Annotated in this window: 11 protein-coding genes; 9 read left to right on the top strand and 2 right to left on the bottom strand. The window is 53.1% G+C overall.

The annotated features are described in order from the left end of the window. Window positions 1-610: 610 nt before the first annotated feature. The 3 genes from M0R33_RS23195 (at window position 611) to M0R33_RS23190 (ending at window position 2419) form a co-directional block, all read left to right on the top strand. Window positions 611-1033: a hypothetical protein gene (locus tag M0R33_RS23195; protein ID WP_292574345.1), complete on the top strand. Its 423-nt coding sequence runs from the start codon at window positions 611-613 to the stop codon at window positions 1031-1033. A 548-nt stretch (window positions 1034-1581) separates the two neighbouring features. Then, a complete protein-coding gene (locus M0R33_RS24505; protein WP_366044616.1) occupies window positions 1582-1878 on the top strand; it encodes a DUF4357 domain-containing protein in 297 nt (98 codons plus the stop codon). 28 nt (window positions 1879-1906) lie between these two features. Further along, window positions 1907-2419 carry a GNAT family N-acetyltransferase gene (locus tag M0R33_RS23190; RefSeq protein WP_292574344.1) on the top strand — a complete coding sequence of 171 codons (513 nt, stop codon included), beginning with the start codon at window positions 1907-1909 and terminating at the stop codon, window positions 2417-2419. Between the two features lie 86 nt (window positions 2420-2505). Here M0R33_RS23190 and M0R33_RS23185 read toward each other — a convergent pair whose 3' ends face one another. Beyond that, window positions 2506-8913 (bottom strand): alpha-2-macroglobulin, encoded by a 6408-nt coding sequence (locus tag M0R33_RS23185; protein ID WP_292574343.1) that lies wholly within the window; start codon window positions 8911-8913, stop codon window positions 2506-2508. 430 nt (window positions 8914-9343) lie between these two features. Between M0R33_RS23185 and M0R33_RS23180 the strand changes: the two genes are divergently transcribed. Then, complete coding sequence (locus M0R33_RS23180; RefSeq protein ID WP_292574342.1) at window positions 9344-9475, top strand: hypothetical protein; 132 nt, start codon at window positions 9344-9346, stop codon at window positions 9473-9475. Window positions 9476-9608: 133 nt separating this feature from the next. On the opposite strand, the gene M0R33_RS23175 is transcribed toward M0R33_RS23180, so the two are convergent. Beyond that, window positions 9609-10271, bottom strand: a complete 663-nt coding sequence (locus M0R33_RS23175; RefSeq protein ID WP_292574341.1) for a class I SAM-dependent methyltransferase — start codon at window positions 10269-10271, stop codon at window positions 9609-9611. 359 nt (window positions 10272-10630) lie between these two features. Here M0R33_RS23175 and M0R33_RS23170 point away from each other — a divergent pair, with 359 nt between their 5' ends. The 5 genes from M0R33_RS23170 (at window position 10631) to M0R33_RS23150 (ending at window position 16626) form a co-directional block, all read left to right on the top strand. Next, on the top strand, window positions 10631-11209 hold the full coding sequence (locus M0R33_RS23170) for a carbonic anhydrase (protein WP_292574340.1): 579 nt from the start codon (window positions 10631-10633) through the stop codon (window positions 11207-11209). Between the two features lie 373 nt (window positions 11210-11582). Further along, complete coding sequence (locus tag M0R33_RS23165) at window positions 11583-12611, top strand: HlyD family efflux transporter periplasmic adaptor subunit (RefSeq protein ID WP_292574339.1); 1029 nt, start codon at window positions 11583-11585, stop codon at window positions 12609-12611. Beyond that, entirely contained in the window at window positions 12608-14389 is a 1782-nt protein-coding gene (locus tag M0R33_RS23160; RefSeq protein ID WP_292574338.1) for an ATP-binding cassette domain-containing protein, read from the top strand. The genes M0R33_RS23165 and M0R33_RS23160 overlap by 4 nt, the downstream gene beginning before the upstream one ends. After that, the gene (locus tag M0R33_RS23155; RefSeq protein WP_292574337.1) at window positions 14386-15510 is read left to right on the top strand and encodes an ABC transporter permease; all 1125 of its coding nucleotides are present in this window, start codon (window positions 14386-14388) and stop codon (window positions 15508-15510) included. The genes M0R33_RS23160 and M0R33_RS23155 overlap by 4 nt, the downstream gene beginning before the upstream one ends. A gap of 3 nt (window positions 15511-15513) precedes the next feature. Then, window positions 15514-16626, top strand: a complete 1113-nt coding sequence (locus M0R33_RS23150; RefSeq protein ID WP_292574336.1) for an ABC transporter permease — start codon at window positions 15514-15516, stop codon at window positions 16624-16626. Window positions 16627-16942 lie beyond the last annotated feature (316 nt).

Raw genomic sequence — 16942 nt, 5'->3', positions numbered from 1 at the left:
CTTGAAAAAAAGGAAGTGAAACTCGTTGTTCCCTCAACGGTAGCCTATCGATGCAGGCGAAGCTGGTAACGGCTTGGTTTGAAGCCATTGAGACAATGAAGCCCTTCACGAGAGAAGGAAGCACCGCGAGGGGGTTCAAATGGCTGCCAGCATCTGGCGGTCGGGGCGCTAGGCTGGATAGTAGGACCAACCTATGTGAACTGTTGATAACCCCAGATAAGAACGTGAACTGTCACTGCACATCTGCCACATTTACCGTATTCCTCGAACCGGTGGGCTTCGTTACCTCGTGCTAACTCACCCCTGGAACTCGGCCTTTCATGTGATTTCTGTCCGTCAGCTCGCAGCTTCGCACTCGGACTTCCTCCAGACAACACCTCGCGGTATTGCCCTTGCCGTCGGCTAGTCATTAAAATAGTCGGCATATGTTAAATGCTAACCAATGTCGATTCTCCGACAGGGGACTTTCACCCCATAAGTTCACGCCCATGCTGGGCGTACACAAAGCATTGCAGCGGACAAGCCGCTGAATGCGGCGTTACACGTCAAAATGAAACGAAGCATCGTCACATTAATATTCATATTTTCCACATATTGCTTTGGAGGCAGCATGGAGCAAGGAAAAGCCGAGTCACAACAACTCATGGATGCAGTATTGCCGCTGGCAGAGCAGCTGTTATCCCAGCATGGAGAGTTCTTTCCCTACGGAGGTGCAATGACTCCGTCCGGAGAAATCGTTAGTATTGCTGCTTACGACGGTAATGAGCACCCACCATCATCTGAAGTTATTTCAATGCTTCAAAAGGCATTCATCTCAGCAGCACAGTCCGGAGAATATAAGGCCACCGCAGTAGTCTATGATGTCCGCGTCGCGTTGCCTGAGTCTGGTGAAAAATCAGACGCTATAGCTATCGCCCTAGATCATGAGTCGGGTTATTCCGTTGTAGTGTTTTTACCATACCAACTCACAGAGCAAGAGCTTAGGTTCGGTAATATCTTTGCCCAGGCAGGAGAAACCGGTGTTTTTAAATAGTTCGCAACGTGTAACAAGTTGCGCAAGCGGGACAAAGTGCTGCGCACTTTGCCCCTTCGCAAGGCGTTAGTTCTCAAGGATGAACATTTTGAAAATAATTATAGTTTGCATATTAATCATATTGTTCGCGTTCTATTGGATTCGTCCACTGGCTAACCCTGACGTTACAAAATATTATCCTCCAATCATATATTCTGATGAGACCTATTTTTCAATTTCGATCCCAGTGGAAATTGATTTAAAGGATGGTAAGCGATCATTCATAGAATTGTTTAATGCTTACGGTTTTAGCGGCAATGGCCCATCTATAGAGCAAGGAACTAATAGGGTCAGGCCTTACAATTGACATTCATAGTTTATTACCATACTCTGCAGCCCGCGTAGGGCGCAATAACCAGCGGGCATTGCGCCGTATTTAATTTGCAAAACAGGCGATGATAAACAAATAAATTACCGGCGAATATGGCATCCTGGCGGAACCTATTTTTTACTATCAATTTGTTACAGACAGCGTAGGGTGGGCAACGCTTTTCTGCCCACCAATTTAGATCGTATACCTTGATTCCCCGTGGGCACAAAAACCGTGCCCACCCCACCCTACTCGACTGAGGGATGAGTTAATCGACAATGAAATCATTATCAAAAAAGGAGAGTCTCTGGTTCTAGCATCTGACTATCTTTTCAGTAGCCCATCGGCGGCAGCTGCCGTGATCATGGGGCGAAGTGCAAATGGGCTAATTGAGTGGAAAAACTCAAAAGGCAAAGAACTGAAATCCGTCGAAGAATCAGAAATATCAAAAGCTAACAAGTCAATGCAGCCAACCTCTAACGTGTCGGCTGATTGAAGTGTTATGCATCGTAATGGACACACACTTGCCAGTTGAAATAGAAACAGTATCGACGGATGAAGACATTGAATGTGTCGCAGCTCTCGCAAGAGAGATTTGGACTCATCACTACGTACAAATCATCGGTGAAGAGCAAGTTGAATATATGCTGTTGAATTTTCAAAGTTCAGCTGCGATTAAATCTCAAATTGCTGACGGTGCAGAATATTTTCTCGTGAAAATAGAGAATGAGCCGGTGGGATACCTCGGATTGAGCGCTGATAAAAATAAAGACAAAATACTGCTTAGCAAACTTTACCTAAAAAATGTCACGCGAGGAAAAGGCGTGGGTAAAGTGATATTAAATTTTGTTGAAAGCAAGTGTGTTGCGGAAAATATCTCTTTCGTTTGGCTGACCGTTAATAAGATGAACGCTGCAGCAATTAATTGGTACAAACATCGTGGCTTTGTGGTGATAGATGAAGTCAAAAGCGATATTGGTGGCGGTTTTTTCATGGATGACTACATCATGCAGAAGAGCATCGGAGACAATGCATAGGACAAGCGAAGAAAACTACCCTGCCCGCATGTGTGGGAACCGGCACGACCGTGTTCCCACGCCGGAGCATGGGAACAATAATTGCATCATTCCTCAACCTTAACCACATCCCCCAAGCCCCGATACAGAATCTCGGTATCGTACATACCTTCGGCAAACACCGACGGCACTTGGTAAGTGCCGGAATTCAACGGTTTCAAACGAAACTCGAAGTATTTTTCGCCGCCGTCCAGATCGCCGAACAGCACCAATCTATCCTCCTGTACGTCGATGTAGTCCGGTTGCCACAGTGGTTTCTTGTCGATTGGCAACGATTTCCGCTCGGCCAGACCGTGTTCGCTAAGATCGATTTCGAAACCGCCGGGGATCAGCATCACCACCGCCACATCCTGCATGGCCTGATCCGGATGCAGGGCTATGCGGATATGCAGTTTGTCCTGCAAACCGAGGTGATCGACGCTTTCGCCTTTATCGTTTAGCAATTGCCGATTGATGCTGAGCTTGTTGGCGATGGCTACGCTGGGTGGCGCGCGGTCGTAGCCGGTTTCGCTAAGTTGGTAATACAAGCTCCATTTACCTTTGCCGCGTATTTCCAATGGTCGGGTGGTCGGCGTCAGCAGCGCGGTTTTGATGGATTTGCCTTGCAATGCCAGTTGCGCCAGCGGGGTGCCGGCCAGTACGGTAAAGCTTTGTTGCTGATCTTGCTCAAAACGGGTCCACAAACTGCCCAGACCCAGCAAGGCCATGGAACCGCGGAAGGAGTTCATCCGCTGTCCGACTAAATCCTGGCCCAGTTCCAACAGATAACCGCCGAATTTAGGATCTTGGGTATCCAGCAGCTCCGGCAGGTGTTTGCCTACCAGATACAGATACAAGCTCAGGTCTTCCGGATTGTTTTGCATATCCTTGGGCAAGATGCCGCTGGCTTGCCATTGCCGCTGGATTTCGCCGAAATGGCGCTCGGCATCCTGATCCAGTTGATGCAGTTTGTAGGCTGCGCCAATGAAGAAGCGAGTGCGGCTGGCGATCGGTTCACCGCTGCTTTTGCTTTGTGCCTGTAGATCGGCTTCGAAAGCCCGCAGCCGTTCGGCGACATTCTGGCCGTTGCGGGCCAACAGGTAAAAGGCGTAGGCTTTGGCGTCATGCTGATCTTGGCTATATTGGCGGGATTGGGCAAACTCGTCGGCATACGCCAGCGCTCGTTGCAGCATGGCTTCCGGCACGTTATGGCCGCGATCCTTGGCTTCCAGCAACATGTGAGTGGCATACATGGAATAAAACGGCATGCCCTCATCCGCCGCCGTCCAATAGCCAAAACTGCCGTCATGCTTTTGCCGGGTTTGCAGGGTGTGGATGCTGCGTTCCAGCAATTTTTGCACGTCTTTGGCCGACAAACCCAGTTCCGGATTGACGCCCAGCACCGCTGCCGGGAAAGCCTGACTGGTAATTTGTTCGGTACAGCCATACGGATAGTTTTTCAAAAATTCGACAATGCCGCGCAAATAGGCGGCCGGGGTTAACGACAGCGCCAGTTCGGTTTGCCGCTGTTCCGGGTACATATCGCGTTGCAAATCCAATTTTCGCACCTCCCCTTTACGCTGCTGATCCACGCTCAGCACGCCGCCTTGCAAGGTGGTCAGCAAAGGCTGCGACGGGCGGATACTCATTTCCTCGCTGTAACCTGCAGTTTCCGCGCCGCCCGAGACCTGATAGCGCACATTCACCGGCCCCAGTTTATCCTTGACCCGGGCATGGAAACGTACCGTACCGTCCTGGCCTTGCGCCAAGCTCAGGGTTTGCGGATTGGCCGACAGTAATTCCAGCACATCGCCGGCCACTACGCTGACTTGCAACTCCTGCTGGCCGGCCTGCTCGCTGTTATTGGCGACCAACACGCCCATGTCGAATTCGTCTCCGGGCGCCGCCACGTAAGGTTGCTGCGGCTGAATCACATAAGCCTGGGCGGCCACCGTGTAAGACACCGGTACCGCCAGTTTGCCGGCATTCACGGCCACGGCAATCACCCGAATTTTACCGTTAAAATAATCCGGCACCGGTATGGATAGCGTATGTTCGCCGGGTTGCGCATCGATAATGCCGGACCAGAACGCCATCGGCGCTTTGTGTTTACGGGCAAACGGATTTTTGTATTTACCTAACTGGGCATCCTCGTCGCCGCCGGGTGCGGACAGATTATGCACCAGAGCGAAATCCGGCAGAATCAAATCCAGAATCTGATGGCTCTTGACCTGCAAGGCGCGTTTGCGGAAAAAATAATCCAGCGGAGTTGGGTTGCTGTAATGGGCAAATTGCAAAATACCTTCGTCGACTGCATAAATCACCAGCTTAGTGGCTTGCTTGACCTGGCAGCTGACATCCAGGTTTGTACCGGGTTGGACTTTTTCCGGTACTTTTAAGCCGATCTGTTGGGTATAACGCTGTTTGGAAATACTGAACGGCACCACCCCGTAACTGAGCGGACTCATGTAAATTTCCCGCGAATCCAGCGAACGTACGAACGCTACCGACAGATAGGCGTTGCCGCTGATATTGTCCGGCAAGCTAATCTTCTGCGTGGAGGCGGTGGTGCTGGTCTTGAACCATTGACTGCTCAATACGCCGTCCTGCTCGACGGTAATCAGACCGGCGCCTTGATACGGGGCGACGATTTGCACTTCCAGGCTTTCGCCGGGCTGGTATTCGGTTTTGTTCAAGGTTAGATTCAATTCGGCATTGCGCTCGACATTGCGGGTCACATTGCCATCACCTGCTACCGTGTAATCAACCCGATTCAAAGTTTCGCCCTCGGCATTTTTAAACAACACATACAAGCGGCCGGGAATATCGCTGGGCAACGTAAAGTCCGCCATGCCTTTGTTTAAAGTCAGTGACTGGGTGTTGCGCAGTTCCTGGCGCTGCACCGATTGGTATTGATACAAGCCGTCTTCGCGCTTGACCAGGGTCGATACATAACGGATTTCGTAGATATCCGCCGTCAAAGTCTCGGTTTGACGCGGTTGAAAATCGGCGCCCAAGGCCAGCAAACTCAGTTTGCGCGGACTATCCTTGGCAATGTAATCCAGGCTGCCGTCGGCTTTATAGCCCAGCAGATAAGCCTGTCTGGACACCAGCGCGGTGGCCATGGCGATCACCGAACGGCCCGAGCCTTTCTCGAAACCTTCGCCGGCCAGAGAAATCTCATAAACCGGTTCGGCGATACTGGCCAGCGGTAGATCGAAAATAGCTTCACCTTCGGCATTGGTTTTAACTTCGCCCAAGGCTTGCGGGGTGTCGGGGATGTTTTCCGGCGCCGAACGGCGGAAGCGGTAATCGCTGTAGCCCGGCACCTGCCCTGCCCAAGGCCGGGCGGTCAATTCCAGTTTGGCGATATTACCTTCGGCGGCGGTGCCGAATAAATTACGCACCGTGATGCGCGCTTTTGCACCGTCCGGCACTATCCAACCTTTTGCCGGCGCGGCCAGCAGTTCGGTTTTGACTTGCAAACGGTCGGGCTGGAATTCCTCCACCCTAACCCGAACGCTACCCAAGGATTTTTTACTTTTATCGGCCACGATCAGTTCTATCCGATAGGTACCGGTTTTGCCGGCCGCCGGACTGGTCCAGCTGATTTCCTCGAAGCCTTCGGCGCCGAAGCCTATGGTACGGCTCCAGACTTCCTGTAATTCAGGATCGCGGATCACGGCTTTCAGCGGCAAACCGCTCGGCAAGGCCGACCAATTGCGCTTGCGCAAAATCAGCCCAATATTGACCGTATCGCCGGGCCGATAAATGCCGCGATCGGAAAACAAATAGGCTTGCAAGCTGTCGGCACTATCGTGCAGGCCATCGATATCGAAGCGGGACACGTCCAGTTGCCGGTTGTCGCGGTTAAACGGCAAGAACGACAAATCGCCGTCCTTTTCGGCCAAATATACGGTGGGGGTTTTTTCAGCCTTTAAACCTTCAGTGGTCGGAAAGCTGACTTGACCTTGTGCGTCGGTTTTGCCGCTGAATACCGCCACGCCGTTCATACCCAACAGCGATACCTGCGCGCCAGCTACCGGCTGACCGCTACGGAACGACATCACGAATACAGTCTGCTTGCCATCGGCAGCGGTTTTGGCCAGCAAACCCATGTCGGTAAGCAACACCAGGCGTTTGTCCTGATCGACATCGGACTCGCTGTCCGCATCGCAACTCTCCTGCCCGGAGCCGCCCGCTTCACTTTCAGCATTTGTCTGATTTTCGTCGGCGTTATCATCGGCCGCCGCCGCATTCTGGCAGTTCTCGGCCGGCTCGGGCTTTTTCTCAGCCACTGACAAGATAAACAAGCCGCGCGGCGGATAGCCGTTATTTTTGCTAAAGCGGGCAAAATCCACTGCAAAATACTGTCGCTGCATATCCTGGCCAGCCGGCAAAATCTGGTCGTAACTAAAGGTTTCGGCAAAATGCTCTATCGGCAAATTGAAATCCGGATTTTGAAAACTGCCGGAGGTAAATTGCACCAGATGATGCATGTTGTGCGGCAAGATGCGTTGCAGTTGCACCTTGACCTGATTGATACCGCGAGTTGTGACGCCAAGCTTTTTATCGCCGCTTAAACTCAGTAAAGAGCCTTCATGCAATATCTTCAACTCGCGCTTATTAGCGCCCAGTTCTTTCAGATAGCGGGCATCTTTGCTTAAGCGAAAATCGTCTATGCTTTCCAGTCCTTTGTTTACCGTAATCAGTAATTGCTTGTTCTCCGGCGCAGTAAAGTTCAGGTGCTGAATGGTTTTGTCTTCGCTGCCGGAATCGCGCCACTTTACCGACAGCGGCGTGGCGGCTTGCAGCACTTCGGCATCGACCTGATTGGCACTGTGCCATTCAGTCAGTTCTTTTTGCGCACAAAATTTGGGCCGCTCGGGATTTTTGAGCGCGCAATCCGGCAGGATATACACCTGAACGGCATGCTCCAGCTCGGTGGGATTTTTCAGCGGCACGGTGGTTTTCAGTACTATCAACCGCTCGATGCTGTCGTCTTCCTTAATAACGCTGTTCAGCTCCAGTTCTGTGATTTGCAGGTATTCCTGCGCGCTGGGAATACCGATGCTGCTGTGGGTATCTCGCTTGCTGGGTTCGCCGCCAATTGCCGCGACGATGTTTTTGTCGAGCACGATCTTGATTTCGCTGGGCGCAGCGCCGATTTCTATCGGCGCTGATTTCAAATAAGCCAGCTTGGGATGCTTTTCGTCGTAACTGATTTCAAAGGCTAAAGCATTATCAAAGCTTTTGGCCGGCAAAGTCCGCGACCACAGTGCGGTCTTGGCGGCCAGACTGTCGCGTTGCGGCGGGTAGCTAAACGCCAGGCTGGCCGTCACCCGTTTGATTTTCGGTGCTTGCGGATCGCTGTAGAGTTGCACAGAGCGGATATTTACCGCCATCTCCGGCATATTCAATTCGGCACTGTATTGCGGCTTTTCGAAATTCAAATTTGGGAAAGCCGCTTTTTCGACCGTCACTTGATAACGCGAACCTGGCTTCAATAAATCCGCCGATTTCGGGGTAAAGACCAAATCGGCGCCGCCAGCCGCTTCGCCATAATGCCAGCTGCCTTCGATGGCCGGACTGATGGCGATACCGGCAGCTACCGGCTTGCCGGCATTCAGCTTAGTGGCCGACTCGCTCAGCGCCTGTCCTTTTAAGGAGACCAGCAGCTTATCGTCGATTCTATCGACCGCTATCCCATTAACGGTTGGGGTCTGCTTGGCATCGGTTTTATCCCAATCGCTGCGTTTAAGCGGCAATTCACATTCAGCACCGTTTGCCAATTCGGCCAGTTCGAGCAATTTTGCATCGGCTGTCAGCAGCTGCACGCTACCTGCTGCAAACACCGCTTTAATGCTGGAATCTTCGGCGGGTCGCACCAAGGGATCGCTGACTGCTACGATACGCGCACCCTCGCCGGCGTGCATGGCAATCGCGGTACCGTTGGCCAGGGTGGCGTTGAAAACAGGCTTGGCTAACGGATAATTCAGTTCCACTAAAAATTCCAGCGCCCGACGTAACGGCGCCTGGTCCGTGTCCGTCCAACGGCATTGTTGGCGTATCACCCTAAGTTCCGGAGTATGGAATTTCAACGTGACTTCATCCAGGCTGTAGCTGGGGTGCAGTTTTAAATCGTTTAGGGAAATCCTGATCGTCGAGTCGGGCTTGAGCGTTTGCCGTTTGGGGTAAAACACCAGCCGCGACGGATCTTGCCAACGCCATTCGCCTTCGATAGCCGGCTGTAGTTGAGGAAGGGATTCGGTCAGCGGTTCGCCGTTGTCTTCCGGCGGGGCGATGGCATCGGTAAAATTCAACACCAATACCGTGGTCCAGTGTTGATGGTTCAGCAGATAGATAGACGGTGCCGCTACGCTATGGGTTTGCTCCCGGCAAGCCGGCAATATCAGCATTAAACACAATAGGGTGGCTAATCTTCCGATTAAACCGTGGCGCGATGGCGTGATCATAAACGACTTGTCCTTTTCATCCGGCTGGAATGCGATGATATTTGAGATATGGCAAGATTGGCGGGCCGATCCGGTCGGCTGCAAGCATAGACCAAGACGCCGCCGCCAACCACCGATTATTGATGGCGGAACACGGAATCAAGCCCTTTCCGTGGATATACCATGATTAGTAAACCTGTGAAGCTCACGGCGAAATGCCCTGTGCCTGAACCAGGTGGGTTTAAATAAAACCGCAACGCCGCCAAATGTTGCCATCGGGTTTGGTCCGCTTCGGCACAAGCTAGTCAAGCTGTTGAGTTCGCCTTGATTTGGTCTGCGAATGACTTGGGTAACCATCATTCAGCCGGCCACTGTGGCCTTTTCCGAAACCATTTGAGCTGGAGAGGAATCGATGCCATCATTGCAGCGCACATAACAGAGGATCGCACCTATGAGTTTTGCCACTTTGAGTCAATTATTTCTGTTTTTATTATGGCCGGCGTTATTTCTGGTGATTTTTTACTTTAACGATAAGGAAAAGTTCAAACAACGGATGAAGCAGTTTAAATTTAAGGATTGGTAAAACCAAACGCATATTGCCGCATTTTTGCTACGCTTCGCGTGGGAATGCAACCTGAACCGCTCTGCAGTTCGGGACGCTGGAGCGTCCCCTATGGAGTTTCCACGCGAAGCATGGGAACCATAAGCGTAACTTCCTAGCGTTTTAATGCCAGCGTTATACCGTCGGCCACTGGCAATAAACTGATACTGACCCTTGAATCGGCATGTATTTTTGCATTCAAGGCTCGGATTGCCCTTGTGTCCTCATCGTCGCACGCCGGGTCGGCCACTTGGCCGCTCCACAGCACATTGTCGATCATGATCAAACCGCCTCGGCGTAACAGCCGCAGTGCCCGCTCGTAATAACCGTCGTAATTGGCTTTGTCGGCATCGATAAAGGCTACATCGTAGGCACCGGCCAGGCCTTCGGCGAGCAGATTGTCCAGCGTGTCTAAAGCCGGCCCCAAACATAGCTCGACTTTATGCGCAACGCCGGCCAGCTCCCAATAGCGGCGAGCTATGTCGGTATGTTTTTTACTAATGTCGCAGGCGGTAAGTATGCCGTTCGCCGGCAGGGCCAGCGCCAGGCTGGTGGAGCTGTAACCGGTGAATACGCCGATTTCCAATATGTTTCTCGCCCCGATCAATTCAACCAACCAAGCCATGAACTGGCCTTGCTCCGGCGCAATCTGCATATTGGCCAGCGAATCTCCGGCCGTCTCCTGGCGGAGTTGCCGCAAAACAGCCGGTTCGCGCAACGAATTGGCTAAAATGTAGTCGTAAAGACGGCCGGTAACCGGAGTACTTTTAGTGGACATGGCGAAAGGTATGAGTAGTTGAGGCGAATAAGCTGCATGCAAACCTTGAAATATTCACTCTAGATACTAACCTGATTATTCCGGCGATTAAAGTTTTTCCGTTACGCCGGAATCAGGCTAATGCTGATTCGGAAAGCCGATACTTTCCCGTCATCATTGAAAGGCGTATAAATACATTAGCGTTTTTTCATACAGGATAGACGCTGCAATCGACTTTAAACTAATAGTTTACATTTTATAAACTAAACAAAGTCTTTAAACCGCTACACCGCCTGTATACAATCTGCGGCGGAGATAGTCGTTACACCGTCTGACTACGATACGTCGGGTCAGACGTTTTTTCACACACCGAGGTTCTTATGAGCAAAATTCTAAATGAAGTACTTCTGGCCAACCGCGATTATGTTGCCGGTTTCGATAAAGCCGATCTGGCCATGCCGCCAGCGCGCCAATTCGCTATCCTCACCTGCATGGATGCCCGTCTGGACCCAGCCAAATACGCAGGGTTATCGGAAGGCGACGCCCATGTGGTCCGCAATGCCGGCGGCCGCGCCAGCGACGACGCCATTCGCTCGCTGGTAATTTCCTATAAATTACTCGGCACAAAAGAGTGGTTCGTGATTCACCATACCGATTGCGGCATGGAAACGTTTACCAACGAAATCATGACGGATTTGTGTGCCAGCAGCCTGAAATCCGCTAGTGTCGATGCCTCCGGCTGGCACGATTGCTGTGAAGGCCCCGGCTCTAAAGAAGCAAAATACATCAATTGGCTAACCATCAAAAACCAGGCCGAAAGCGTGTTGGAAGACGTAACACGTATCAAGACCCATCCGTTAGTACCGGCCAATATCCCGGTGTACGGTTATGTTTATGATGTTAAAACCGGCAGCTTAATCGAAATACCAGAGGCAACCGCAGCGGGTCGCGCCAGTTAATTCAAGATAAAAAGTTACTCTTCAGCCCACGGCACGACAGGCCCTCACGGCAACGGACCCTGATTTACCGTACGCGCCCCTGCAAGCATTCAGGGGGAAAAGGGGCGAAATGCCGCGCTGAACAATTACGAAAATAATAACTATAAATCCGGATCGGAAGCCGCGCCAGAGGCCGGCTCCGATCCGAAACCGGTGGCTCGGAGCCGGGCCGGTAAAACACTCATAAATCAAGGCAGCCGTTAAGCTGCCATTACCTAGATAATCAGGCTCCACGCATAAAAAAACTACAAGCGGCAGCCGTTATCGAGTACATTTGCCGCACACACCAGGATAACCGACTACTATTCTGATTCGTTCAAAAGGAAATGTGCTCATGACTAAACACCACAAAGCGACCATAGTATTACTGGTCGTAGCAGGCTGTTTAATAGCCGGCTTTTACCTCCGCCGCGATGATCCACCCACTACCCAATTAACCCTTTACGGCAATATCGATATTCGCCAGGTCGAGCTGAGTTTTCGTGAACCGGAACGCATAGAGCAAATTCTGGTGCAAGAAGGCGAACAGGTCAAGGCCGGACAAGTACTGGCCAGTCAAATTCTAAACGGCTACCAGTACCAGGTCGACTTGGCTGCCGCCCGCCTCGAAGCGCAGCAGCATCAGCTGGAAAAGTTGTTGCACGGTTCAAGACCGCAGGAAATCGGTATCGCCCGTAACGATGTCAAAGCTGCCGAAGCCTCCGTGACGCTGGCGGAAAAGGAGTTGCAGCGTCTGAAAACACTGGCGATCAGGAAACTTGCTTCCTCGCAATCCGTCGACAAAGCCAAGGCCGCATACGATAGTGCCAAGGAAAATCTGCAAGCCTTAAAAGAACAGTATGCGCTGGCCAAAATCGGCCCGCGTGCGGAAGATATAAAAGCCGCGCAAGCGCAACTGAAAGCCGATCAGGCCAGTCTTGAACTGGCCCGAAAATCCTGGCGGGACGCGCATCTGCTGGCGCCACGGGATGCCGTGATACAAAACCGTATCTTGGAACCCGGCGACATGGCCAATGCGCAAACACCGGTTTTGACCCTGGCCTTGCACGATCCGCTCTGGGCCAGAACCTATGTCGAGGAACGCGATTTAGGCAAATTGCGCCATGGCATGCCGGCCTTGGTTAGCAGCGATAGCTTTCCGACTAAACAGTATAAAGGCTGGATCGGTTACATTTCGCCAACTGCCGAATTCACCCCCAAATCGGTGGAAACCACCGAACTCAGAACCAGTCTGGTCTACCAGCTGCGGGTGTATGTCTGTAACCCGCAAGACCAGCTGCGGCTGGGTATGCCGGTAACCGTGAGCGTCGATACCACGCAAGCGCCTTCATCCATCCCGGATTGCCAATCAGAGGCACCGTGAACCCAGTAGAGACCGCTTCCGAAACGTCATCGGCGCTGACGTTTCGGAGCGTCGGCAAATCCTTCCTGGCCGGTCAACGCCGGATTAGCGCGCTGCGGAATGTTTCATTAGATCTGAGCGGCGGCGTCACCGCGCTGATTGGTCCGGATGGCGCGGGCAAAACCACGTTGTTACGACTGGCCGCCGGCTTGCTGCTACCCGACGATGGCAGCATCGAAAGTTTCGGCCTCAATACCGCCAATGCCGGCGATAGTCTGCACCGCTTGACCGGTTACATGCCGCAGCGTTTCGGCTTATACGAAGATCTCAGCATATTGGAAAACCTGAATCTGTATGCGGATTTGCACGGCATGGATCGTGGCGAACGTCAGCAACGGTTTGACGACCTGATGCGCATGACCGGGCTGGCCAAATTCAACGAGCGTCTGGCCGGCCGGCTATCCGGCGGCATGAAGCAGAAGCTGGGTTTGGCCTGCACCCTGATAAATCGGCCGCGCCTGTTATTGCTGGACGAGCCGTCCGTCGGCGTCGACCCGGTATCCCGCCGCGAGTTATGGCGCATCATCGAGACCTTGGCACGTGATTTCGCCGCCACCGTTCTGCTCAGCACCGCCTACATGGACGAAGCGGAGCGCTGCGACCGGGTAATTTTACTGAACCAAGGAAGTATTCTTCGGCAAGGCAGCCCAGCGGAATTTCATAGCCTAACCGCGGGGCGCGGCTTTAAGTTATCCAGTCCTGTACTGTCCAATCGAATCATACAACAACGTGCCGACGGGCTACCCGGCACCATCGATGCCGTCGTGCAAGGCGAAGCGGTGCGAGTGATATTGCGTCCCGATGCAAAACCGGACTGGCAGGCCTGTTTTAGTGAGGCCGACCGGCTGCAAAGCGAATCGGCCAGCCCGCGCCTGGAGGATGCTTTTATCATGCTATTGCTGGAGCAACGTCCACTCGAAAAAATGCCGGCGCCGATTTGCGTGATTGAAACCGAAAGCAAAGCAGCGCTAAGCACCACCCATCAGCCGCCCATCATCGAAGTCGACGCCGTGGATCGTTGGTTCGGCGACTTTCAGGCGGTAAAAAAGCTGTCGTTTCAGGTTAGTCAGGGCGAAATTTTCGGCCTGCTGGGCGCCAATGGGGCCGGCAAAACCACCACTTTTCGCATGCTCTGCGGCCTGTTGCCGGTCAGTAACGGCAAGTTAAGCGTAGCCGGAGTGGATTTACGTCGCGCCGCCGCCAAGGCTCGTTCTCGCCTGGGTTATATGTCGCAAAAATTTTCACTGTACGGCCAGCTATCCGTACGGCAAAACCTGGAATTCTTCAGCCATGCCTACGGCTTGCGCAATCGACAGCGCCAGCAGCGCATAAGCTGGGCTTTGCAGCAGTTCGACCTGCAAGAGTTTGCCGATACCAATAGCACCGACCTGGCCTTGGGTTACAAGCAGCGGCTGGCATTGGCCTGCGCGTTGATGCACGAACCGGCCATCCTGTTTCTGGACGAACCCACTTCCGGTATAGATCCGCTGGCGCGACGGGAATTCTGGACCCGTATTAACCAGCTGGCCGGGCAAGGCGTGACTATCCTGGTGACTACCCATTTCATGGAAGAAGCCGAATATTGCGACCGACTGCTGATCATGCGCGAAGGCGACATTCTGGCCGCGGGCACCCCGGCGGAAATAAAACGCCTGGGTAGTCAACCGGCGCGAGCACCCGCCGACAACATGGAAGAGGCCTTTATCCGGCTGGTGGAAACCAGCGAGGCGGCAACATGACCAAGTCCTCCCGCCAACGCCTAAAAGGACTGATTCGCAAGGAATTTCTACAAGTGCTGCGCGATCCCAGCAGCCTGGCAATAGCCTTCGTGATGCCGGTATTTTTATTGTTGCTGTTCGGTTACGGCGTATCGCTCGATGCCAAACACGTGCCGGTCGGGCTGGTAGTTGAACATACCTCGCCGACAAGCCGCGCCTTTACCGCCGGCTTCGACCATTCGGACTATTTTCAAAGCTATTATTTCAACGACATGCACGCCGCCCGCCAGGCATTGCATGACAAGCATATAGATGCCATCGTATATTTACAGACCGATTTCGACCGGCGTCTGGCCGGCAGCGAACCTGCCGCGATTCAGGTGATTCTGGATGGCGTGGATGCCAATAACGCCCGTTTGTTAAACGGTTATATTCAAGGCGTCTGGCAAAACTGGCTGAACGACCGTGCGGAACGGCGCGGCCAACGCCCCGCCCTCGCGGTGCAATTACAGCCGCGCATCTGGTACAACAGCGCCCTGCGCAGTCGCAATTTCCTGGTGCCGGGTCTGATCGCGGTGATTATGACCTTGATAGGCGCGTTACTCACCGCACTAGTGGTGGCCCGGGAATGGGAGCGCGGCACCATGGAAGCGCTGATAGCCACGCCTGTAAGCGTCCGCGAAGTGTTGCTAGGCAAATTGATCCCTTATTATCTACTGGGTATGGGCGGCATGTTGCTGGCCATCGCCATGGCGGTATGGCTGTTTAAAGTGCCGTTGCTGGGTTCTCTATGGGTGTTGCTGGTGTGCGGTTCGCTGTTTATGTTGGTTGCGCTGGGCATGGGACTGCTTATTTCAATTGCCGCCAAAAATCAATTCGTGGCCGGCCAAATCGCCATTATCATCACCTTCCTGCCGGCCTTCATCCTGTCCGGGTTTCTGTTCAACATCGACAGCATGCCGGCCGCCGTACAAGCATTTACCTATCTGGTGGCGGCCCGATATTTCGTGGCGATTCTGCAAACCGTGTTTCTGGCCGGCAATATCTGGGCCATCATCGTGCCGAACGCACTGGCGCTACTACTGATGGCGCTGATTTTTCTGGGCTTGGCCCTGTGGCGCGCGCCGCGCCGACTGGAGTAAGCCATGTGGTTACGCATCTACGCCTTGCTGATCAAGGAGTTTTTAAACCTGCTGAAGGATAAAAAGAGCCGTTTCGTGCTCATAGTACCGCCGATAATACAATTGTTCGTATTCGGCTATGCGGCGACTTACGACCTTAACCAAGTGCCGATAGCGGTTTACAACCAGGATAGCGGCCAGGCTTCCCGTGAATTGATTGCCCGCTTCACCGGCGCGCCGGCTTTTAACGAGGTGTTGCGTATCGACCGTCATACTCAAATCGCCGAGGCGCTGGACAGCAAACAGGTCTTGCTGGTGCTGCATCTGGGTCAACATTTCAGCCGAGACCTTTTAACGGGTCGGCGGCCCGCGGTCGCCCAACTACTGCTGGACGGTCGCGATTCCAATACCGCCCAGATCGCCCTAGGCTACGCCCAATCGGTGATCAGCAACTTCAATTTCGACTGGGCCCGGCAACGGCATCAGGGCTTACCGCCGGCCAAATTGGTCGTGCGGTCCTGGTTCAATCCCAACCTGGAGAGCCGTTGGTTTATCGTCCCCGGTATCGTCGGCCTGCTAACGCTGGTGGTGACGATGATAGTCACCGCACTATCGGTAGCCCGCGAACGCGAGCAAGGCACCTTCGATCAACTGCTGGTGACGCCTCTGACGCCGGCGGAAATCCTGCTCGGCAAAGCGGTGCCGGGTCTGCTTATCGGCATCCTGGAAGCGTCGTTCAGTATAGTCATGGCGGTTTTTTGGTTCCAGGTTCCCTTGCTCGGCAGTCTGGTCGCGCTATATCTGGGTATTGTGCTGTATGTGTTCTCGGTAATCGGCGTCGGCTTGATGATCTCCTCGCTGTCGGTCACTCAGCAGCAGGGCTTGCTGGGCGGTTTTCTGGTGATCGTGCCGGCGGTGATTTTGTCCGGCTACGCCACACCGATCGCCAACATGCCGGAATGGGTGCAACACCTGACCCTGATCAACCCGCTGCGCTATTTTTTGGTAATCATTCGCGGGGTGTTTTTGGAAGGTTTGGAAACCAGGGATCTGCTGGATCAATACTGGCCGCTGGCCATCATCGGTTTATGCTGTTTGCTATGCGCGGGCTGGTTGTTCCGCAAACGCCTATATTGAGGAAGGAAAATATCAATTAGATCCCGCAACTGCAAGGATGGCCGATGTTATTCGATTATGTCGGGTTTCACTTGGCGAGCCTGGCCTGAACGTTCCGCGCTGTATAGAATCCGATCAACTCTGGACAGCCGCGTCCGCACCCATTAGGAGGAACCGCCAATATTGCTTTTGCCTGGGTGGGATAAATCAGCGTTGCCTTGGTTCTGCGCATGCTGTGTGTTCCGTACCCAGCCGGATCAAGCCCGATTGATCTGCCCCACTTTTCGACATGGCGCCCGTATTGTCTAGTGGATAGATAGTGGTCTGATTTCAAGTT

The organism is Methylomonas sp. (assembly GCF_023228165.1).
Lineage (GTDB): Bacteria > Pseudomonadota > Gammaproteobacteria > Methylococcales > Methylomonadaceae > Methylomonas.
This window is presented reverse-complemented; position numbering and strand designations above follow the sequence as displayed.

Bases quoted from the DNA above. Each gene is read 5' to 3' on its own strand.
- M0R33_RS23155 (WP_292574337.1), top strand. From the start codon at position 14,386: ATGACCAAGTCCTCCCGCCAACGCCTAAAAGGACTGATTCGCAAGGAA.
- M0R33_RS23170 (WP_292574340.1), top strand. From the start codon at position 10,631: ATGAGCAAAATTCTAAATGAAGTACTTCTGGCCAACCGCGATTATGTT.
- M0R33_RS23195 (WP_292574345.1), top strand. From the start codon at position 611: ATGGAGCAAGGAAAAGCCGAGTCACAACAACTCATGGATGCAGTATTG.
- M0R33_RS23180 (WP_292574342.1), top strand. From the start codon at position 9,344: ATGAGTTTTGCCACTTTGAGTCAATTATTTCTGTTTTTATTATGGCCG.
- M0R33_RS23175 (WP_292574341.1), bottom strand. From the start codon at position 10,271: ATGTCCACTAAAAGTACTCCGGTTACCGGCCGTCTTTACGACTACATT.
- M0R33_RS23185 (WP_292574343.1), bottom strand. From the start codon at position 8,913: ATGATCACGCCATCGCGCCACGGTTTAATCGGAAGATTAGCCACCCTA.
- M0R33_RS23150 (WP_292574336.1), top strand. From the start codon at position 15,514: ATGTGGTTACGCATCTACGCCTTGCTGATCAAGGAGTTTTTAAACCTG.
- M0R33_RS23165 (WP_292574339.1), top strand. From the start codon at position 11,583: ATGACTAAACACCACAAAGCGACCATAGTATTACTGGTCGTAGCAGGC.